Below are 19,764 nucleotides of genomic sequence, written 5' to 3' on the forward strand. Positions count from 1 at the left end.
TTCTTCGCCACCGCGGCAGTATCCACGGCGTCAGTTGTCATGGTCATCAGATGCGTCTCCTTGATCAGGAGTTACACCGTTATTTGTACAGTCCCGGTGCCAGAATTTGCGGGTGGGTATCAATCAGAGGTTGGCCCGGACCGAGGACATGACCGACCGGATCCCGACCTGGGATGAGTTCACCGGTCCACGCACCGGCGTCGTCGAACTCCCGAACCGGATCTTCTGGTCCGGTGTTCCGGCCTTCGACGTCGAGAACGCACCCCGGCGCCTGACCCTGTACACCACGCTGATCGGTGACGGCCAGCGCGCCGACCTGGCCCGATGGATCAACCGCGACCTCCTCGTCCGGGACTGGCCGAAGATCCGGATGCTGACCGCCCAGGTTCTGGTCCGTGCCTGGGAGGGGCTGTTGCCCGAGTTGGCGGCGGCCTGACCCACAGCGCACGTGTGAGACCGACCTGATCGCACCGCTCGTCGCGGCTGATGCGCCGTCTCCGCACCGTGTTTCTCCGGGTCGGCAACCAGGTGGCAATCGCTGTTCCCCTCGATCGGGTGCGGTCCGGGCCGATCGGGAGGGATGTCGGGGTGGGCCGGAGCGGTGACGGGGAGAAGACGTGACGATGCGAGGTCCCCGTTGGCTGCCGCTGTGGCCGGTCGCGGTGCTGCTGGTGAACGCGGCGTTCATGGTCTCGATCAGCCGGCTGCCGTTCTACGGGATGATCAACACGATCGACCTCGCGCTGTTGCAGGTGCTCGCTCTGGTGGTCACGGCCCGTACGGCGTTCCAGCGCGGGATGACCCGGCGGGAACGACGGCCGTGGCTGCTGCTCGGGGCGTACTGGGTGCTGGGTCTGGTCGTTCAGGTCCTGTTCTTCGCCGCGTTCAGCGGTGGGCCGGGGCATCCGCCGAAGCCGGGCGTGCTGCTGGCCGCCGCGATCACCTGGGCGGTGCAGGTGGCGCCGATGCTCGCGTGCCTGCTGGCGTTCCCGGTCCGGGCGATGACCCGGGCGGCGCGGATCCGGTTCGGGCTGGACATGGCGGCGGTGTGCGGCGGCGGGTTCATCGCCCTGTGGTTCCTGGTCCTGGCGCCGGCGCTGCACTCGACGCTCGGCTCGCCGCGGACCATCACGATCACCCAGCCGGTGCTGAACCTCGTGATCATCTTCGTGGTCTGCGCGGTGATGATGCGCGGCGGGGTGACCACCCCTCGGCACCCGCTGACCTTCCTGCTCTTCGGCAACGTGGCGCTCGGGATCGGCGTGATCTCCGTCGGATACGTGCTGACCCGGCACGACGTCGTCCCCTCCATGCCCGCGATCGACATCCTGCAGCACGCCGGCATCCTGTCGCTGACCACCGCCGCCCTGCTGCACCGGCGCGGCGTCGGCCGGGACGTTCAGGTCACCGCGGCGGCCGGTCACCGGCGGCCGACGATCCTGCCGTACCTGGCCCTCGGACTCGGCTACGGCGTGCTGATGGCGGCGGCCCTCACCTCGCAGCCCGGCCTCTGGATCGGCCTGATCGCCGGCGCGCTGGTGCTGACCGGCGCGATCGCCGGACGGCAGGTCATCGCGCTGCGGGAGAACCACGACTTCGTGGTCCGGGACGCCCTGACCGGCCTGGCCAGCCGGGTCGCCGTCTACGACCGCCTCAACCGGGCGGTCGAGCGCAGCACCCGGACCGGCCGGCCCACCGCGGTCCTGCTGATCGACCTGAACGGGTTCAAGCCGGTCAACGACCGTCTCGGGCACGCCGCCGGCGACGAGCTGCTGGTGGCCTTCGGCGACGTGCTGCGGGCGAGCGTCCGCTCCGGCGACACCACGGGGCGGCTCGGCGGCGACGAGTTCGTGGTCATCCTGCCCGAGGTCAACGACACCGCCACCGCGCTGCAGATCGCCGAGTCGATCGTGGCGGCCTGCGCGGCCCCGTTCACGGCGGCCGGCGAGCGGGTGCGCGTCGGCGCCAGCATCGGCGTGAGCATCACGACGGCGGACCGGCTGATCGAGGGCCAGGAGCTGCTGCACCAGGCCGACGTCGCGATGTACCACATCAAGCGGCAGCGCAACGAGCACGAGCACGTCGTCCTCTACGACCTGGCCATGGAGATCGACGCCGCGTCGGTGCCCGCTCCGGCGGCGATGCCCGGCCTCGACCCGGCCGAGCTCGCCGAGCTGGACCGTCTCCGCAGCCGCGTGGCCGAACTCGAGCGCAAGGGCGGCCGTCTGCCGGCCGCCGAGCTTCGTTGATTCTTCTTTCGGGTACGCGGCACAACGCCGACTGATACCCCCTGGGGTATGCTGGTCGTCATGGAGATGAGCCCGGTCCTGCTGAAGGACGCGCTGACCCGGTTGAAGCGAGCGCAGGGGCAGCTCGGCGCGGTGATCGCGATGATCGAAAACGGTGAGGACTGCAAACGGGTCCTCACCCAGCTCGCCGCGGTGTCCAGCGCCGTCGACCGGGCCGGCTTCAAGATCATTGCCACCGGCATGCGCGAGTGCCAGTCCGCTCACGCGCGCGGCGAGGAGCCGCCGATGACCGACGAGGAGCTGGAGAAGCTCTTCCTCGCCCTCTCCTGACCCGCCCCGCCCCCTTTCTCCTGACCACCCCGCGGCCTCGGCCGCATTCTGCCTTCCACATACCCCCCGGGGTATGCACCGAGAGGAGTCAACAGATGACCAAGAAACCGGCGACCATCGATGCCACCGACCTGCACCACCTGATCACCAACGGCCAGGCGCCCCGGATGATCGACGTGCGCACCCCGGCCGAGTTCGCGGCCGTGCACATCCTCGGGTCCGTCAACATGCCGCTCGGCGCGCTGCGCCTCGACCCCGACGACCGGGTGGTGCTCGTCTGCCGCTCGGGACAGCGCGCCACCCGGGCCGCGGCCGGACTGCCGCACTCCCGGGTGCTCACCGGCGGCATCCTCGCCTGGCAGGCCCTCGGCGCTCCGGTCACCACCGGAGCCCCGCGCTGGGACCTCGACCGCCAGGTCCGCCTGGTCGCCGGCGGCCTCGTGGTGACCGCCGTCCTCGCCAGCACCGTCGTCGAACCGGCCAAGTGGCTCGCCGCCCTGGTCGGCGGCGGACTGGCCGTCGCCGCACTGACCGGAACCTGCGCCCTGGGCACGCTCCTGGCCGCGCTGCCCTACAACCGTCGCTGACCAGCCGTGATCTCCGCCCTCGGGTTCGGCCTGGTCATCGGGGTACTGCTCGGCCTACTCGGCGGTGGCGGCTCGATCCTGGCCGTCCCCGCGCTCGTCTACGGCGCCGGGCTCACCCTCGCGGCGGCCGTACCCACCTCACTGCTCGTCGTCGGCCTCTCCTCGGCCACCGCCCTGCTCCCCCGGCTCCGCGCCGGGCTGGTGCGCTGGCGGATCGCCGGGATCATCGGCGGGACCGGCGCCGTCGCGGCCTTCGCCGGGGCCGCCGTCAACCGCCTGCTCGACCCGCGTCTGGTCCTCCTCGGCTTCGCCGCCCTGATGGTCGTCGCCGGGATCCGGATGCTGCGCGCCCGCGACGAGCCCGGCGGCGCCTGCGCCCTGCCCGGCGGCGGCGTCGACTGGCGCGGCTGCCTGCCCCGTTCGGTAGCCGCCGGGCTCGCCGTCGGCTTCCTCACCGGCCTGTTCGGCGTAGGCGGCGGGTTCCTCGTCACCCCCGCCCTGGTCCTGTCCCTCGGCCTGAGCATGCCCGCCGCCGTGGCCACCTCCCTGGTCGTCATCGTGCTCAACGCCACGGCCGGTTTCGTGGCACACGCCGGCGACGCCGCTCTCGACTACCGCGTCACCGGAACGTTCGCCCTCGCCGCCGTCGCCGGTTCCCTGACCGCCGGACGGATCGCCGGACGCCTGCCCACCACCCACCTGCAGCGCGCCTTCGCCTGGCTGGTGTTCGCCGTCGCCGCGTTCGTCGTCATCACCAACATCTGAAGGAGTGATCCATGCTCTTCACCCAGTACTACCTCGACTGCCTGTCCCAGGCCTCCTACCTGATCGCCGACGAGGGCACCGGCCGCGCCGTGCTCGTCGACCCGCGCCGCGACATCGGCGAGTACCTGGCCGATGCCCAGACCCACGGCCTGCGCATCGAGGGCGTCATCAACACCCACTTCCACGCCGACTTCCTCGCCGGCCACCTGGAGGTCGCCGCGGCCACCGGCGCCTGGATCGGGTACGGCCACCGCGCTTCGACCGAGTACCCGATCCGCCGCCTCACCGACGGCGCACGGATCAGCCTCGGCGACGTCACCCTGCAGATCATGGAGACACCCGGCCACACCCCGGAGTCGATCAGCGTGCTGGTCCACGAGCACGCGGCCGACACCGTCCCGTACGGCGTCCTCACCGGTGACGCCCTCTTCATCGGCGACGTCGGCCGCCCGGACCTGCTCGCCTCCACCGGAACGACCGCCGACGAGCTGGGCCGGATGCTCCACGACAGCGTGCAGCGCCGTCTGATGGGCCTCCCCGACGAGGTGCGGGTCTTCCCCGCCCACGGCGCCGGCTCCGCCTGCGGACGGAACCTCTCCCCCGACCGACAGTCCACCATCGGCGAGCAGCGCCGCACCAACTACGCCTGCGCCCCGATGCCCGTCGACCGGTTCCTCGCCCTGGTCACCGCGGGTCAGCCGGCCGCACCCGGCTATTTCGCCTTCGACGCCGACCTCAACCGCCGCACCCGCGACCTGTTCGACCACACCACCCCGCCCCGGGCACTCCCCGTCGACGCATTCACCGCCGCACGCGCCGCCGGGGCCATCGTGATCGACGCCCGCGACCCGCACGAGTTCGCCGCCGGACACCTGCGCGGCGCGCTGAACATCCCGGCCGACGGCCGTTTCGCCGAGACCGCCGGAACCGTCGCACGGCCGGACGACACCCTGCTCGTGGTCGGCCAGCCGGAGGTCGTCACCCGCCTCGCCCGCATCGGCTTCGACCGGGTACTCGGCTACCTGGACGACCCCGACGCCACCCTGCCCCGGATGGCGGCGGACCTCACTCCGGCCGTGCGGCGTACCGCGACCGAGCTGCGCGCCGCCCTCGACGACGCGCGCCCGCCGCTGATCCTCGACGTGCGCGGTGCGGCCGAACGCGAGCGGGGCGCCATCCCCGGGTCGGTACACATCCCGCTCGCCGAACTCCCCCGCCGCACCGCCGAGATCCCCACCGACAGCCCGGTCGTGGTGCACTGCGCTGGCGGCTACCGCTCCTCGGTCGCCGCCAGCCTGCTGCGCGCCACCGGCCACCCGGACACCACCGACCTCCTCGGCGGCTACACCGCCTGGCAGCAGCTGGTCACCGCCTGACCGGGTCCGGGCCTACCCGGACGCGAACGTCTCCTGACCGAACAGGGCACGGGTCCCGGCAGCGCATGGCGTTGCCGGGACCGTTGACGCCATCGATCCCGTCGTTCACAGTCGAGGACCGGATCGCAGTGGCAGTCATCGATACAAGCACAGGTGGTGACAGCGGATGCGCGCGGACGGCGCCGAGCGGGTTCGGGCCGCGCGAGGCGGGGATCGCGCCGCGCTGGAGGGGCTCGTCGCGGACTGTCTGCCGATGGTGTACACGCTGGTCGGCCAGGCGCTCGACGATGATGTGGACGTCGACGACGTCGTCCAGGACGTCATGGTGCGCGCCCTGCGCAAGCTGCCGGCGCTGCGGACGCCGGAGAGTTTCCGGCCCTGGCTGGCGGCGATCACGCTGCGTCAGATCAGCACCCACCGGGACCGGGTGGCGCGGGCCGCCGAGCGGACGGCCCCGCTGGACGAGGCGGCCGAGGCCGGGCCCGACGGCGTACCGGAAAGGGAACTGGAGCTCTCCGCCCAGCGCCGCCAGGTGCGGCAGGCGGGGCGCTGGCTCGACGCCGCGGACCGGTCGCTGCTGGCGCTCTGGTGGCTGGAGGTCGCCGGGCGGATGACCCGCGCCGAGCTGGCGTCCGCGCTGGGCGTGACGGTGGCGCACGCCGGCGTCCGGATCCAGCGGATGCGCCGGCAGCTCGATCTGAGCCGGACCGTGGTGGCCGCCCTGCGGGCCCGGCCGCCCTGCCCCGGGCTGGGTGCGGCGCTGACGGGATGGGACACCGTACCCGGACCACGGTGGCGCAAGCGCGCGGCCCGGCACATCCGCACCTGCCCGGCCTGCACCGGGGTCACCGACGGGCTGACGCCCACCGATCACCTCCTGCCGAGCCTGATCCTGCTGCCCGCGCCCACCACGCTGACCGGCGCGGTCCTGGCCGAGCACGGCGGCGGCGTCGCGGCGACGGCGGCCGCCACGGCCACGACCGCGACGAAGGCGGCACTGCTCGGCGCCGCGGCCCACCCGGTGATCGCCGCCGTCGCCGCCGGGGCGCTGGCCGTCGGAGCGACGGTCACCACGGTCCGGGTGTCCACGCCGGAGACGACCACGCCGCCGCCCGTCGCCGCCCCGGCGACGACGTCACCCAGCCGGAGCACCGCACCGGCGAGCGCCCCCACCAGCGGGACGACGCTCCTGCGCGCCGGGCCGGTCTCGCTGGAGTCGGTGAACGCGGCCGGGCGCTACGTCACCGCGGCCGGCACCGTCGGGGTCCTCACCGCCGTCACCCCGGCCAACACCACGACCGCCCGGCGGCAGGCGACCTTCCAGGCCGTCGCGGGCCTGGCCGACCCCGGTTGCCTCTCGTTCCGCACCGCCGACGGCCGCTACCTGCGCCACTCCTCCTGGCGGATCCGGGTCGCCGAGGAGGAGGGCACCGCGCTGTTCCGCGGCGACGCCACCTTCTGCCCCCGCGCGGGTGCCGCCACCGGGTCGGTGACCCTCGAATCGGCCAACTACCCCGGATGGTTCCTGCGTCACCGGAACGACGACCTGTGGGTCGATCAGGCCGTCGCCGGCGCGGCCTTCCGCGCCGACAGTTCCTTTCGGGTACGGCCGCCCCTCGCCGACTGAGGCGACTCCCCCGCCCGATCCGGCATAACAGAAAGCCTCGGAAAATATTCTCGCGTCGCGCGAAAATCGTTTCCCCGTTTCTGTTATATCGAGCCAATGCAGTGACGTCCTTGAATTCACCGTAATCGTCTGGCAACATCGGTTCACGAATGTTAGCGCTCCCAAAACGGTGCGGAGATGACTATGCGAAACCGTCTTGCCTTCGTCCTGGCCGCCGTTCTCGCCATTCCGTCGACCGTCCCCGAAAATGGATCGGCCACGAATCTCGACGCCGGGACGTTCACCAATCCCGTCGTGTGGCAGGACTTCGCCGACGGCGACGTCATCCGGGTCGGCGACGCCTACTACTACTCGGCGTCGACCATGCACTACTCGCCGGGCGCGCCGATCCTGCGCTCCTACGACCTGGTGAACTGGGAGTACGCCGGCCGCTCGGTGCCACGGCTGGACTTCGACAGCGCCGCGTACGACCTCTCCGGCGGGCGGGCGTACGTGAAAGGCATCTGGGCGTCGGCGTTCAACTACCGGCCGAGTGACGGCACCTATTACTGGCTGGGGTGCACCGAGTTCAACCGCACCTACGTCTACACCGCCACGGCGGTCGACGGGGCCTGGAGCAAGCGGGCCCGGCTCGGCACCTGCTACTACGACGCCGGGCTGCTCTTCGACGGCGACACCCCGTACGTCGCCTACGGCAACGGGACGATCAGCGTCGCGCAGCTCTCCCCCGATCTGACCGCGCAGGTCCGGACGCAGGCGGTCTACACCACGCCGTCGAGCATCGGCACCCTCGAGGGCTCCCGGATGTACCGGCGCGGCGCGTACTACTACATCTGGCTGACCCGGCCCGCGAACGGCCAGTACGTGCTCCGCTCGACCAGCCCCTGGGGACCGTACGAGCAGCGCCAGGTCCTGCTCGACCTGCCCGGCCCGATCTCCGGCGGCGGGGTGCCCCACCAGGGCGGCCTGGTGCAGACCGCGGCGGGCGACTGGTGGTACATGGCGTTCACCGACGCCTACCCCGGCGGGCGCGTGCCGACCCTCGCGCCGATCACCTGGAACGACGACTGGCCGGTCCTGACCACCGTCAACGGCGCCTGGGGCGCCACCTACCCGAAACCGGCCATCACCACCACCCGGACCGTCGCCCCGATGAGCGGCCCGGACACCTTCACCGGCACCATGCTCGGACCCCGGTGGGAGTGGAACCACAACCCCGACACCAGCCGGTTCACCGTCGGCGACGGGCTGCGGCTGAGCACCGCGACCGTCACCGGCGACCTCTACGACGCCCGCAACACCCTCACCCACCGGATTCCGGGACCCGCCTCCACCGCGACGATCGAGCTCGACTACTCGCGGATGGCCGACGGCGACCGGGCCGGCCTGGCGATGCTCCGGGACCGGTCCGCCTGGATCGGCGTGCGCCGGGACGACGGCGTCACCCGGGTCTCGATGACCAGCGGGCTGACCATGTCGACCACCGACTGGAGCACCACCGGGACCGGCACCGAACAGGCCGGCGCCACGGTGACCGGCGGCCGGATCCGGCTCCGGGTCAGCGCCGACGTCCGCCCGGGTGCGGGCCGCACCGCCACCTTCTCCTACAGCACCGACGGCGGCGCTTTCACCACCCTCGGGCCGCCGTTCACCCTGACCGACGACTGGCGGTTCTTCACGGGCTACCGCTTCGGCATCTTCGACTACGCCACCAGTGCCCTGGGTGGCGCGGTCACCGTCAACCGTTTCGACCTGACCACGCCCTGACCGGCGTTCCGTACCCGTACCCGAGAAAGGTTGGGAGAAGCTCTCATGGCAATCACCTGGACGCGCCGCGCATGGTGGCGCACCGGAATCGCCGCGATGATCCTGCTCGCCGGCGGCGGAGCCGTCGCGGTGAGCGAACCCGCGGCCGCCGCCTGCGCCCTGCCCTCGACCTACCGCTGGTCGTCGACCGGCGCGCTGGCCACCCCCAAGTCGGGCTGGGTGTCGCTCAAGGACTTCACCACGGTGCCCTACAACGGGCAGAACCTCGTCTACGCCACCACCCACGACACCGGCACCACCTGGGGGTCGATGAACTTCGGGCTCTTCACGAACTGGTCCGACATGGGCTCGGCCAGCCAGAACACCATGACCTCGGCGACCGTGGCGCCCACGCTCTTCTACTTCGCGCCGAAGGGCGTCTGGGTGCTCACCTATCAGTGGGGCGCCACCGCGTTCTCCTACCGCACCTCCAGCGACCCGGCCAACGCCAACGGATGGTCGGCCGCGCAGCCGCTCTTCTCCGGAACGATCAGCGGCTCCGGCACCGGGCCGATCAACCAGACCGTCATCGGCGACGGCACGACCATGTACCTCTTCTTCGCCGGGGACAACGGCAAGATCTATCGGGCGAGCATGCCGATCGGCAACTTCCCCGGCACCTTCGGCACCACCTCGACGATCGTCATGAGCGACACCACGAACAACCTGTTCGAGGCGCCGCAGGTCTACAAGGTCCAGGGCCAGAGCCAGTACCTGATGATCGTCGAGGCGATCGGGGCCAACGGCCGCTACTTCCGGTCGTTCACCGCGACCAGCCTCGGCGGGACGTGGACCGCGCAGGCCGCCACCGAGAGCAACCCGTTCGCGGGCAAGGCCAACAGCGGCGCCACCTGGACCGACGACATCAGCCACGGTGAGCTGGTCCGCACCGGCGCCGACCAGACGATGACCGTCGACCCGTGCAACCTGCGGCTGCTCTACCAGGGCCGGGCCCCCGGCTCCGGCGGTGACTACGGGCTCCTGCCCTACCGGCCCGGGCTGCTCACCCGCATCTCCTGAACGCCGATCGTGGCGGCCAGGTCGAGCCTGCCGCGCGCGTCGGTGCCCGGTCGCGGGGTGCTGACCACCATCCGCAGGTCGGTGCCCTGGGTGGTCAGCACGTAGGCGTCGATGGCGATGTCGCCGACCTGCGGATGCTCGACGGTCTTGCGCGCGGTCTCGTGCTCGGCGACCGCGCGCAAATCCCACAGCTCCCGGAACCGCGGAACACCCAGCAGCCGGGTCACCAGCGCGCCGAGCTCGGGGTCGTTCGGATAGCGGCCGGTGCTCGCCCGCAGGTCCGCGACGAGGGACCGCTCGAACTCGGCGCGCTCGTCGGCGGTCTGCCGGATGCGGGACGCGAACCTCGCAGCCGCGGACCTCGCCCTTCCTCCGGCGGCCGTCGCCCGCCTCGACGCACTGGCCGTAGGGTAGAGCGCCTCCGGTTGATCCGTGGGATGAGGTGAGCGGTGTCGGATTCGTCCGCGGAGCGGGCGCTGGACGGCGGGTTCGTCAGCGAGGTGGTCGCCGCGCCCGGCGAGCGGATCAACGATGTCGCGCACGTCTGCTGGCAGTTCGTCGGTCTCGGGCCCGGTGTCCGGGACGCCCGGGAGGCGGCGTCGCTGGTCCGCGTCGTCGCCGACGCCTACGGGCTGGCGGACCGGTCCGCCCTGATCGACACGGTCCTGTGGTGGCAGGATCGGTGCCGCTCCGGCATCGAGACGGCCGCCGCGGCGGGCGAGCCCGCAATGGTCCGGCTCCGGGATGCGGGCGTGGCCGATGCCGTGCGGGCAGCATACGAGTGGACCCGGGAGCACCGGGATCTGCTCGCGCCGTAGGGACCACCGGCCTCACCAGTCCAGAGTGATCCAGTAACGGCGTACGGCGAAATCCTCGAAGTGGCGGATCGACTCCAGGATGCCGCCGTTGCGCTCGATCGTGCGGGCCGACGCGACGTTGTTCGCCAGGCACGGGACCAGGACCCGCTCCATGTCCCGGGCCCGTGCCTCGCCGAGCATCGCGGCCAGCGCCCAGCTCGCCAGGCCGCGGCGGCGCGCGGACGGGCGGATCCCGTAGCCGATCTGGCCGAGGTCGTCGTCGTACCGGTGCCGCAGGGCGATCCCGCCGAGGATCCGGCCGTCCTCCACGATCCACCGCGCGGTGCAGTGCTGCTCCTCCGGGCACGGCGCGCTGCTCGGATGGTCCAGCCGAAGACGCCGGCCCACCCACACCGCAAACCCTTCCGGGGTACGCACGTCGTCACCGTCCCGTAGCCCGAACCCGTCCTCGTGCAGGCCGGGCCCCCACTCCTCGTGGCACTCCAGGAAGGCGCTGTGCAGGCTAACGGTCGGCGCGATCAGCTCAGGCATACCCCGACGCTATCGACATCGGTCACCGAACAGAACCCGCTCAGGCGCCCGCGCCGCCGTCGACCGGGATGATCGCGCCGGTCACCATCGCGGCGCGGTCGCTGAGCAGCCAGGCGGCCACCTCGGCGACCTCGCGGGGCTCGGCCATCCGGCCCAGCGGGATCGACGTCCGGATCCGGTCGAGCACGCCGGGGGTGGCCGCCTCCCACGCGTCGATCATCTCGGTGGCCGTCCCGCCGGGCGTGATCCCGTTGACCCGGATGCCCTCCGGCGCCCAGGTCACCGCGGCGGTCTCGGTGATGCTGTTCAGGGCGCGCTTCATCGCGCCGTACGCGGGAAGCGCCGGATTCGCGCGGCGGCTGCCGATGCTGGAGGTGTTCACGATCGCGCCGCCGCCGGTGCGGCGCATCAGCGCGGCCTCGGCGGTCATCGCGGTCCAGTGACCGCGGAAGTTGACCGCGTACTGCCCGTCGAGGTCCTCGTCGGTGGTGGTGTCGAGCGGGCCGGGCCGCTGGATCGCGGCGCCGTTGTTGAACGCGCCGTCGAGGCGGCCGTGCAACTCCCCGGCGCGATCGACCGCGGCCCGGATGCTCGCGCTGTCGGCGAGGTCCAGGGCGACCGCGTCGGCGGTGCCGCCGTCGGCGCGGATCTCCGCGACGATCTTCTCCAGGGCCTCGACACCGCGGGAGGCGAGCACGACCGCGGCGCCCTCCCGGGCGAAGAGCCGGGCGGCGGCCGCGCCGATGCCCCGGCTGGCGCCGGTGATGACCACGACCTTGCCGGTGAGCAGGCCGATCGGACGGATATCGGTGGTGTCTGTCATGCCGACCACGATGGTCGCGATGGCCGGCGGGAGGCAGGCACAGACGGTACTACGATCGGCGGCCGCGCGGCGGGCACACTCGGGGCATGGACAAGCAGGCGCTCGCGGCATTCCTCCGGCACTGCCGGGAACGGCTCCGGCCGGAGGACGCCGGTCTTCCGGCGGGGCCGCGGCGCCGGACCCCGGGGCTGCGCCGCGAGGAGGTGGCGGTGCTCGCGCACATCTCCACGGAGTACTACGTCCGGCTCGAACAGGGCCGGGCGCCCCGGCCGTCCGCCGAGGTGCTGGCCGGGATCGCGGGGGCGCTACGCCTGACCGAGACCGAATCCGATCATCTGCACCTGCTCGCCGGGACCGCCCCGCTGCGCTCCGGGCTGCACCGGCGGGACGTACGCCCGAGCATCCTGGCGCTGCTCGACCGGCTTCCGCAGACCGCCGCGTTCGTGACGTCCGCGATCTTCGAGGTGCTCGCCTGGAACGAGCTCGCGGCCGCGCTGATGGAGGACTTCGCCCCGGGGGACCGCAACCTGGCCCGCAAGGCGTTCCGGCCCGGCCCCACCCTCTACGGCGTCCAGGACGTCACCGAGTTCCGGCACAGCGTGGTCGCGCGGCTGCGGTCCTCGCTCGCCCGCTATCCGTCCGATCCGCTGGTCACCGGGCTCGTCGACGATTTGCTCACCGAGAGCGCCGAGTTCGCCCGGCTGTGGGGGCAGCACGAGGTGCAGCCCGCCGCGATGCTCACCAAGACGTTCCACCACCCGGCGGTCGGCCCGGTCACCGTCGAGTGCGACACCCTGGTGCTGCCGGACCGGGACCAGTACGTCGTGCTCTACTCCGCCCCGCGCGGTTCCCGGGACGCCGACGCACTGGCCCTGCTCTCGGTCCTCGGCCCGCAGAGCCTGACCCGCTGATCGCGGGCCACGCCGCGGAGAAGCGGCGCGGTCACGCCGCTGAGAGAGTGGCGTGACCGCGATGGATCAGCTGTAGCTGAGCGAGTAGTTGTTCACGGTGAACGCGGACTCCCCCGCCGTACCGGTGATCTCGAAGCCGAACTGGGCCTCCTGCACCGTCACGTCGGCCCACCAGCCGTTGGTGCGCAGCCAGTTGAGGACGGCGAGGACGTCGATCGTGCCGGAGCTCGTGTTGGTCCGGACGAACGAGAAGACCGCGTTGGCCCCGTTCGAGCCGCGGTAGACGTTCCAGGTGTGCCCGCCGACGGTCACGCCGGACGCGGTCGGCACCGCGCCGTTGGAGTCGTAGGACTCGGCGATCGGCCCGACCGCGCCGGCCTGGTTGGTCCAGATCATGACCTCGTACGCGTGGCTGTTCGCCCAGATGTCGTACGCCGTGGTGTAGTCCCCGTCGCTGGGCACCGTCACGTTGAACGAGCTGCTCAGCGTGGAGAGTGAGCTGAGCGTCCGGTTCAGGGTCAGACTGACGTTCGGGTACGACTTCACCCCGCTGGTCCGCGGGTGGTTCGCGATCACGCCCCAGTTCGCCGGTGACTTGGCCCAGATGGTCTGGGTGCCGGCGCCGGAGCCCCAGATGTTGTTGTAGAGCGTGTAGCTGCCGCTGGTCCAGGACGCCCACTGACCGGAGTCGGACCAGACCGCGTCGGACGGTACGCCGGTCCCGGTCGAGCTGGTCGGCGAGGCGGTCGGCGATGTGGTCGGGTTGGTGACGGCGCCGGTGCAGGCGGTGCCGTTCAGGGTGAACGCCGTCGGCGCCGGGTTGGTGGTCCCGGTGAGCGCACCGTTGAAGCCGAAGGAGACGGTCCCGTTGGTCGCCACCGTACCGTTGTAGGAGGCGTTCTTCGCGGTGACCTGCGTGCCGCTCTGGGTGAGCGTGGTGTTCCAGGCCTGCGTCACGGTCTGGCCGCCGGTGTACGACCAGACCAGCGTCCAGGAGCTGAGCGCGTCACCGAGGTTGGTGACGGTGACGTTGGCCCCGAAGCCGCCCGGCCACGAGCTGGTGACGGTGTAGGCGACGGTGCACCCGGCGGCCGCGGAGGCGGGCAGCGCGGTGACCGCTCCGGCTGCGGCAGTGAGGGCCGCGGTCGCGGCGAGCGAGAGGGCGAGAGTACGTCTGCGCATGGTCCATCCGATCTCTCGGGGGATTCACACGGACGCCCGTCGAACCGCTTCGACGTTGGGGAAGACGGCGGTGAAGACGGTGGGGGATGGGTTTCCGGGACGTCAGTGTGCGATTGCGCCGATGTTAAGCGGGAGCGCTCCCACTCAGCAAGACGCTGATCGATTTCCGCCAAGAGCGGCGAAACCCTCCCGCCAGGCGAGCCTGACCGGTCAGGAACGGGAGGTCGTCCGGCTCGCCGCGGCCGGGATGACGAACCGGGAGATCGGCTCGGTGCTGTTCCTCTCCGCCCACACCGTCTCCAGTCACCTGTACAACGCGTTCCCGAAACTGGGCGTGGCGACCCGGGCCCAGCTGCGCGACGTGATCCCCCTCCGTCAGGGGATGAGCACGTGCTTGCCGCGGGCCTGTCCCGAGCGGCTGATCGCGAGGGGCTCGCGCCAGCTCTCCAGGGGGTAGGTCCCGGCGATCGGCACGGTGAACCCACCCGCGGCGGCCAGGGCGGCGTACTCGCCGAGGACGTCGTAGCGCAGGTTCATGTCGGTGCTGCGGACGCCCAGGTCCTTCAGCGCGGCGAAATCGCTCACCGTGACGATGTCCGCCGGGTCGGTCACGGTGGTCAGCAGCTCCGGCATGACGCCGACCGGCGCGGTGTCCAGGACCAGGTCGACAGAGCCGACCCTCTTTCCCAGACCTTTGCCGTACGGTACGACCTCGGCGCCGAAGCCCTCCAGAGCATCGGCGTACGTCTTACCGGCGCTGGCGACGACCCGCGCGCCGAGCCGGACCGCGATCTGCACCGCCGCGAACCCGATCGTGGTGCCCGCGCCGCTGATCAGCACCCTCTTCCCGGCGACGTCGCCGAGAGCCGCCAGGCCCCGGTAGGCGGTCTCGACCGCCATCGGTAGCGCCGCCGCCTCGACCGCGCCCAGCCCGGCGGGACGCGGGAACCAGGTTCGCAGCACGACCTGGTCCGCCGCGCCCGCCGACGCTCCGGTGTACACCGTCGGCCCGAAGACCGGGTCACCGATCGCGACGCCGGTCACGTCGGGACCGAGCGCCGCGACGGTGCCGGCGGCCTCCAGCCCGATGCCGCGGGGCAGCTCACCGGCGTGCAGGCCGCCGCAGATGGCCCAGTCGGCGGGAGTCAGCCCGCAGGCCTCGACGGCGATCCGGACCTGGCCCGGGCCGGGCTCGGGCGGCGTCGCCGTCTCGTCGAGGCGGAGCACGTCCGCCGGTTCGCCGTACGAGTGGAAACGCAGTGCGCGCATGGTTGTCCCCTTGAAAGTGACGACAGTTTCTGTCGTCATGCACGGTACACCGTGACGACAGAAACTGTCGTCACTATGATCGGGGCATGGCACGGTGGGAGGGCAACACACGGGGACGCCTCGAACGCGCCGCGCTGGACCTGTTCCGCGAACAGGGCTACGACCGCACCACGGTCGCGCAGATCGCACAGCGGGCCGGCCTGACCGAGCGATCCTTCTACCGCTGGTTCGCCGACAAGCGCGAGGTCCTCTTCGGCGGCGACGACCTGGAGGCCTGCTACCTGCCCGCGATCCAGGCCGCACCGGAGGGCCTCGGCGCGCTGCCGACCCTGCTCACAGCCTTCGCCGCCACACCGCAGGTGCTACGCCCGCGCGAGTTCCTGATCGAACGCGCCACGGTGATCGCCGCCACCCCACCGCTGCGCGAACGCGAACTGATCAAAATGGTGACCCTCGCCGAGAAGCTGGTCGCCGCCCTGATCGACCGCGGCCACGACGAGCAGACCGCCCACCTGGCCACCGACATCGGCACGGCCATCCTCCGCTTGGCCACCACTCGCTGGATCCTCGGCGACGACACCGATTTCACCACCTTGCTGGCCACCGCCCACCAGGACCTCCGCACCGTCGCCGCGACATAGCGCCGACCGCCGCGGATCACCACCAGACCCACTGCGCGCCGTGGCGGTGCTGCCGAACACTCGGAAGAGTCTCGGCGATCCCGTTCTCGCGATGCTCCTTGGCAGCCTCCTGGCACGCGATCCGCACGACCTGCCGTTCCCGGCTGGTCCAGTAATCCCTGATGAACTGGCCCGGCGGCCCTCCGCCTCCCACAAGAAGCCGAAGGCCGCTCCGCCGATGCCAGGGACCGTCCTTATCGGTACGCGACATTTCTTCCCTTTCGGATCCGCAGGCGCGGCGCTTAAAGAGCGGAAGGGGCAGCTGCCGGTTTCCGGTTACTCAAAGCCACGGAATATGCCATCGCCGTCCACGTTGTCGGCGAATTCTTCCCAGGCCATGTTGGCGATCGGCAGGTTGTTCTGCACCGACCACATCTCGGATGGCACGACGCGGAACGTCGCTCCGTACCGCGGCCCCTTGCCCTCGTCAGTCAGGCCCTCCACGTTGTCGTCGAGTTTGACCACCAAGATCGGGGTGTCCGGGTGGGTCAGCGTTTCCGCGTCAACGAGAAAAGCGATGACATGATCTGCGGTCGCGGGCGCCATCTCCAGCAACCGTGATGCCGTCACACCTACCTGTGGCCGGCGCAGAGCTGGAGCAGCATCGTCAAGGCCGCGGAGGAGGGGGAATCCGGCTCGGCGGTGATGGTGATCAGGGACTGATGGGGCGTCTGGGGGACGCGCAACGTCTGCTGGGTCGCCGTGAGGTCGCCGACCAGGGGGTGTGTCAGCTCGTAGACGTCGCGGCCGCACGGCAGGACCGGGTGGTCGGCCCAGAGTGTCGCGAACTCGGTGCTCTCGATCGCCAGCTCGCCGATCAGCGCGGCCAGCCCGGCGTCGCCGGGATGATGGGCGGTCATGATGCGCAGGTTGCCGACGACGGCGCGGGCCTTGCCGGCCCAGTCGCGGTAGAGGGCGCGGGTATGGGCGTCGAGGAAGACCATCCGGGACATGTTGGGACGGGTCTCCGGGCTGTCCGGGGCGTCGGCGTCGAGATGGCCGGCGAGCAGGGCGTGGCCGGGACGATTCCAGGCGAGGACGTCGTTACGGCGACCGACGACGAGGGCGGGCACATCGCGCATCGCGGTCAGCAGGGTGCGCAGGGCGGCATCGGCTTCCTCGTCGGGCGGAGACGACGGGCGGGGACGGCGGGGCGCGGTGGCCGAGAGCAGGTGCAGGTGGTCTCGTTCGGCCGGGCTCAGGCGCATGGCCGTGGCGATCGCGTCGAGGACCTCGGTGGAGGCGTTGAGGGACTGGCCCTGCTCCAGGCGGGTGTAGTAGCCGGCGCTGACCCCGGCGAGCATGGCCAGCTCCTCGCGGCGCAGGCCGGACACCCGGCGGCGATCGCCGTACCGGGGCAACCCGACGTCGGCGGGGCTGATCTGGGATCGCCTGGCCTGCAGGAACTCGCCGAGCGGCGATCGTACGTCCATGACCATGAAGTATGCGCGTCCACGGACAGCCGTGCCTGTACCTGGCAGGTGTAGGCAGAAGCGGGTCTGGATGGCCGGCCGCGAAGTTTCCACGATCAATGGCATGACATCCGACAGCACCACCTTCACCATCGGCGGCGACCTGACCGTCAACCGGCTCGGCTACGGCACCATGCAGATCGTCGGCGAGGGCTACTGGGGCGAGCCCCGGGACCGCAAGCAGGCGATCGCCGTGCTGCGCCGGGCGGTCGAGCTCGGGGTGACCCTCATCGACACCGCCGACGCGTACGGGCCGTTCGTCGCCGAGGACCTGATCCGGGAGGCGCTGCACCCGTACCGCAATGAGGTGGTCATCGCCACCAAGGGCGGCGTGCTGCGCACCGGCCCGAACGAGTGGCCGCCGCTGGGCCGTCCCGAGTATCTGCGCCAGGCCCTGGAGATGTCGCTGCGCCGCCTCGGCGTCGAGCGTATCGACCTGTACCAGCTGCACCGGATCGACCCGCTGGTGCCGGTCGAGGAGAGCATCGGCGAGCTGCTCACCCTCCAGCGGGAGGGCAAGATCCGGCACATCGGCATGTCCGAGGTGAGCGTCGACGAGCTGAAGGCCGCCCAGAAGGTCGCGCCGATCGTGTCGGTGCAGAACATGTACAACGTCGCGAACCGCGCCGCCGAGGACGTGCTCGACTACGCCCGGGAGCAGGGCATGGCGTTCATCCCGTGGTTCCCGATGGCGACCGGCGAGCTCGCCAAGCCCGGCGGCGTCCTGGACGAGGCGGCCCGGCGGCACGACGCCACCCCGGCCCAGATCGCCCTGGCCTGGCTCCTGCACCGGGCGCCGAACGTGCTGCCGATCCCCGGCACGTCCAGCATCGCCCACCTGGAGGAGAACCTGCGCGCGGCGGCGATCACCCTCGGCCCCGACGAGATCCGTTAACCGGACTGGACGGTCCCGCTCCGGAGTCCGGAGCGGGACCGGACGTCGTCGTAATGCTGGTTGCGCATCACGCCGAGGATGTTGCCGAAGGGGTCGAACACGGACGCGGTGACATACCCGGTGCCGCGCTCGGTCGGCGCCTCGTGCACGGTCGCGCCCAGCGACAGCAGCCGCCGGTAGGCCGCGCCGGCGTCGTCCACCGCCCAGTAGACGATCGCCCCGGCGGCGGGCCGGTGCGGGGCGAACCCGGTGTTCAGCAGGCCGAACTCCTGCTGATAGTCGCCGATCCGCCATTCCAGGTAGGCGCCCTCGCGCACGAAGTACGGCTCGGCACCGAAGACCTCGGTGTACCAGGTCCGGGCCGCGGCGAGGTCGTCGGCGAAGGCGGTGACGGTGGTGATCCCGCGCAGTGTCGTCGAAGCAGTCATGACCTCATCGTCGGACGTAAAGTGTGCATCTCCTGAGTACTTTTCCCGGGAGGATGACCCCATGCGCGCCGACCGTCTCGTGGCCGTCCTCCTCCTGATGCAGACCCGGGGGCGGGTCACCGCCGCCGAACTCGCCGCCGAGCTGGAGGTCTCGGTCGCCACCGCCCGCCGTGACCTGGAGGCGCTGGCGACGGCCGGGGTACCGGTCTATCCGCAGCCCGGCCGACACGGAGGCTGGCAGCTGGTCGGCGGCGCGCGCACCGATCTGAGCGGCCTCTCCGAGCCCGAGGCCCGGGCCCTGTTCCTGCTCGCCGGCCCCGCCGCGTCGTCGTCGCCCGAGGTGAAGGCCGCGCTGCGCAAGCTGCTGCGGGCGCTCCCGGAGACCTACCGCACCGGCGCGCAGGCCGCCACCGGGGCCACCCTGATCGACCCGGATCCGTGGGGTGCTCGCCGGCCCGACCCGCCCGAGACGGTCCGGCGTCTGCAGGAGGCGGTCATCGGCGCGCAGCAGGTCACCTTCGCCTACCAGGGCAGACCCCGTGACGCCGACCCGTGGGGACTAATCGACAAGGACGGCGTCTGGTATCTGCTCGCCGGCACCGACCAGGGCCGCCGCACCTTCCGACTGGATCGCCTCACCGACCTCACCCCGAACGGCAAGACCTTCACAAGACCGAGCGACTTCCTTTTGGGTACGGCCTGGGCAGAGGTTGTCGAGGCGCTGGAGGAACGACGCTCCCGCACGTGGGCCGAGCTGCTGATCCCGGAGCGCTTCCTCTGGGTGCTGCGGGAGCACTTCGGACGGCACTGCCGGCCGGGACAGACCCTGGACGACGGCCGCGTCCGGGTCCGGGTCGGCGCGCCCACCGCTCGCGACATCGCCCGCACGCTCGCCGGCTGGGGTTCCACCGTGGAGGTGCTCTCCCCACCGGAGGTCCGCGCGGAGCTGTCCCGGATCGGTGCCGAACTGGTGGCCGGCTACCCACAACCGTGAA

General features: G+C 71.5%; 22 protein-coding genes and 1 pseudogene. 15 read left to right on the forward strand and 8 right to left on the reverse strand.

Features of this window, described 5'->3' with window-relative positions:
• The first annotated feature begins 112 nt into the window (after positions 1-112).
• The 9 genes and pseudogenes from AB0M08_RS18880 to AB0M08_RS18920 form a co-directional block, all read left to right on the forward strand.
• Complete coding sequence (locus tag AB0M08_RS18880; RefSeq protein WP_364494488.1) at positions 113-436, forward strand: hypothetical protein; 324 nt, start codon at positions 113-115, stop codon at positions 434-436.
• 187 nt (positions 437-623) lie between these two features.
• A complete protein-coding gene (locus AB0M08_RS18885; protein WP_364494491.1) occupies positions 624-2,249 on the forward strand; it encodes a GGDEF domain-containing protein in 1,626 nt (541 codons plus the stop codon).
• 60 nt (positions 2,250-2,309) lie between these two features.
• Complete coding sequence (locus AB0M08_RS18890) at positions 2,310-2,579, forward strand: metal-sensitive transcriptional regulator (protein ID WP_364494494.1); 270 nt, start codon at positions 2,310-2,312, stop codon at positions 2,577-2,579.
• A gap of 95 nt (positions 2,580-2,674) precedes the next feature.
• The gene (locus tag AB0M08_RS18895) at positions 2,675-3,166 is read left to right on the forward strand and encodes a rhodanese-like domain-containing protein (protein WP_364494497.1); all 492 of its coding nucleotides are present in this window, start codon (positions 2,675-2,677) and stop codon (positions 3,164-3,166) included.
• A gap of 6 nt (positions 3,167-3,172) precedes the next feature.
• Positions 3,173-3,931 carry a sulfite exporter TauE/SafE family protein gene (locus tag AB0M08_RS18900; protein ID WP_364494500.1) on the forward strand — a complete coding sequence of 253 codons (759 nt, stop codon included), beginning with the start codon at positions 3,173-3,175 and terminating at the stop codon, positions 3,929-3,931.
• Positions 3,932-3,942: 11 nt separating this feature from the next.
• On the forward strand, positions 3,943-5,307 hold the full coding sequence (locus AB0M08_RS18905) for a rhodanese-like domain-containing protein (RefSeq protein WP_364494503.1): 1,365 nt from the start codon (positions 3,943-3,945) through the stop codon (positions 5,305-5,307).
• 166 nt (positions 5,308-5,473) lie between these two features.
• Positions 5,474-6,934, forward strand: a complete 1,461-nt coding sequence (locus tag AB0M08_RS18910) for a sigma-70 family RNA polymerase sigma factor (protein ID WP_364494506.1) — start codon at positions 5,474-5,476, stop codon at positions 6,932-6,934.
• A 183-nt stretch (positions 6,935-7,117) separates the two neighbouring features.
• Positions 7,118-8,701 (forward strand): glycoside hydrolase 43 family protein, encoded by a 1,584-nt coding sequence (locus AB0M08_RS18915; protein ID WP_364494509.1) that lies wholly within the window; start codon positions 7,118-7,120, stop codon positions 8,699-8,701.
• Positions 8,702-8,860: 159 nt separating this feature from the next.
• Positions 8,861-9,760: pseudogene (locus AB0M08_RS18920) on the forward strand (non-reducing end alpha-L-arabinofuranosidase family hydrolase); the annotation flags it as partial.
• Here the strand turns inward: AB0M08_RS18920 and AB0M08_RS18925 are convergent.
• Positions 9,727-10,302, reverse strand: coding sequence for a hypothetical protein (locus AB0M08_RS18925; RefSeq protein WP_364494512.1), 576 nt, complete (start codon positions 10,300-10,302; stop codon positions 9,727-9,729). The pseudogene AB0M08_RS18920 and the gene AB0M08_RS18925 sit on opposite strands and share 34 nt — an antisense overlap.
• On the opposite strand from AB0M08_RS18925, the gene AB0M08_RS18930 reads away from it, so the two are divergent.
• The gene (locus AB0M08_RS18930; RefSeq protein WP_364494878.1) at positions 10,210-10,578 is read left to right on the forward strand and encodes a hypothetical protein; all 369 of its coding nucleotides are present in this window, start codon (positions 10,210-10,212) and stop codon (positions 10,576-10,578) included. The genes AB0M08_RS18925 and AB0M08_RS18930 overlap by 93 nt on opposite strands.
• Before the next feature lie 12 nt (positions 10,579-10,590).
• Here the strand turns inward: AB0M08_RS18930 and AB0M08_RS18935 are convergent, their stop codons facing one another.
• Together AB0M08_RS18935 and AB0M08_RS18940 are read right to left on the reverse strand one after the other, a co-directional pair.
• Positions 10,591-11,109 (reverse strand): GNAT family N-acetyltransferase, encoded by a 519-nt coding sequence (locus AB0M08_RS18935; RefSeq protein ID WP_364494515.1) that lies wholly within the window; start codon positions 11,107-11,109, stop codon positions 10,591-10,593.
• Positions 11,110-11,149: 40 nt separating this feature from the next.
• Positions 11,150-11,932, reverse strand: coding sequence for an SDR family oxidoreductase (locus tag AB0M08_RS18940; protein ID WP_364494517.1), 783 nt, complete (start codon positions 11,930-11,932; stop codon positions 11,150-11,152).
• 86 nt (positions 11,933-12,018) lie between these two features.
• On the opposite strand from AB0M08_RS18940, the gene AB0M08_RS18945 reads away from it, so the two are divergent.
• Entirely contained in the window at positions 12,019-12,843 is an 825-nt protein-coding gene (locus tag AB0M08_RS18945) for a helix-turn-helix transcriptional regulator (protein WP_364494519.1), read from the forward strand.
• 66 nt (positions 12,844-12,909) lie between these two features.
• Here the strand turns inward: AB0M08_RS18945 and AB0M08_RS18950 are convergent, their stop codons facing one another.
• The gene (locus AB0M08_RS18950) at positions 12,910-14,025 is read right to left on the reverse strand and encodes a cellulose binding domain-containing protein (RefSeq protein ID WP_364494522.1); all 1,116 of its coding nucleotides are present in this window, start codon (positions 14,023-14,025) and stop codon (positions 12,910-12,912) included.
• A gap of 121 nt (positions 14,026-14,146) precedes the next feature.
• Here AB0M08_RS18950 and AB0M08_RS18955 point away from each other — a divergent pair, with 121 nt between their 5' ends.
• Positions 14,147-14,482, forward strand: a complete 336-nt coding sequence (locus tag AB0M08_RS18955) for a helix-turn-helix transcriptional regulator (protein WP_364494525.1) — start codon at positions 14,147-14,149, stop codon at positions 14,480-14,482.
• On the opposite strand, the gene AB0M08_RS18960 is transcribed toward AB0M08_RS18955, so the two are convergent.
• Positions 14,401-15,294 carry an NADP-dependent oxidoreductase gene (locus AB0M08_RS18960; RefSeq protein WP_364494528.1) on the reverse strand — a complete coding sequence of 298 codons (894 nt, stop codon included), beginning with the start codon at positions 15,292-15,294 and terminating at the stop codon, positions 14,401-14,403. The genes AB0M08_RS18955 and AB0M08_RS18960 overlap by 82 nt on opposite strands.
• A gap of 86 nt (positions 15,295-15,380) precedes the next feature.
• Here AB0M08_RS18960 and AB0M08_RS18965 point away from each other — a divergent pair, with 86 nt between their 5' ends.
• Positions 15,381-15,935: a helix-turn-helix domain-containing protein gene (locus tag AB0M08_RS18965; protein WP_364494531.1), complete on the forward strand. Its 555-nt coding sequence runs from the start codon at positions 15,381-15,383 to the stop codon at positions 15,933-15,935.
• A 315-nt stretch (positions 15,936-16,250) separates the two neighbouring features.
• Here the strand turns inward: AB0M08_RS18965 and AB0M08_RS18970 are convergent, their stop codons facing one another.
• Positions 16,251-16,520: a hypothetical protein gene (locus AB0M08_RS18970; RefSeq protein ID WP_364494534.1), complete on the reverse strand. Its 270-nt coding sequence runs from the start codon at positions 16,518-16,520 to the stop codon at positions 16,251-16,253.
• Between the two features lie 26 nt (positions 16,521-16,546).
• On the reverse strand, positions 16,547-17,407 hold the full coding sequence (locus tag AB0M08_RS18975) for a helix-turn-helix transcriptional regulator (protein WP_364494537.1): 861 nt from the start codon (positions 17,405-17,407) through the stop codon (positions 16,547-16,549).
• A gap of 103 nt (positions 17,408-17,510) precedes the next feature.
• Between AB0M08_RS18975 and AB0M08_RS18980 the strand changes: the two genes are divergently transcribed.
• Complete coding sequence (locus tag AB0M08_RS18980; RefSeq protein WP_364494539.1) at positions 17,511-18,341, forward strand: aldo/keto reductase; 831 nt, start codon at positions 17,511-17,513, stop codon at positions 18,339-18,341.
• Here AB0M08_RS18980 and AB0M08_RS18985 read toward each other — a convergent pair.
• A complete protein-coding gene (locus AB0M08_RS18985) occupies positions 18,338-18,769 on the reverse strand; it encodes a VOC family protein (RefSeq protein ID WP_364494542.1) in 432 nt (143 codons plus the stop codon). The two genes, AB0M08_RS18980 and AB0M08_RS18985, sit on opposite strands and share 4 nt — an antisense overlap.
• Before the next feature lie 61 nt (positions 18,770-18,830).
• On the opposite strand from AB0M08_RS18985, the gene AB0M08_RS18990 reads away from it, so the two are divergent.
• Positions 18,831-19,763, forward strand: a complete 933-nt coding sequence (locus AB0M08_RS18990) for a WYL domain-containing protein (RefSeq protein WP_364494545.1) — start codon at positions 18,831-18,833, stop codon at positions 19,761-19,763.
• Position 19,764 lies beyond the last annotated feature (1 nt).

The sequence above is a fragment of the Actinoplanes sp. NPDC051851 genome (assembly GCF_040681165.1).
GTDB lineage: Bacteria > Actinomycetota > Actinomycetes > Mycobacteriales > Micromonosporaceae > Actinoplanes.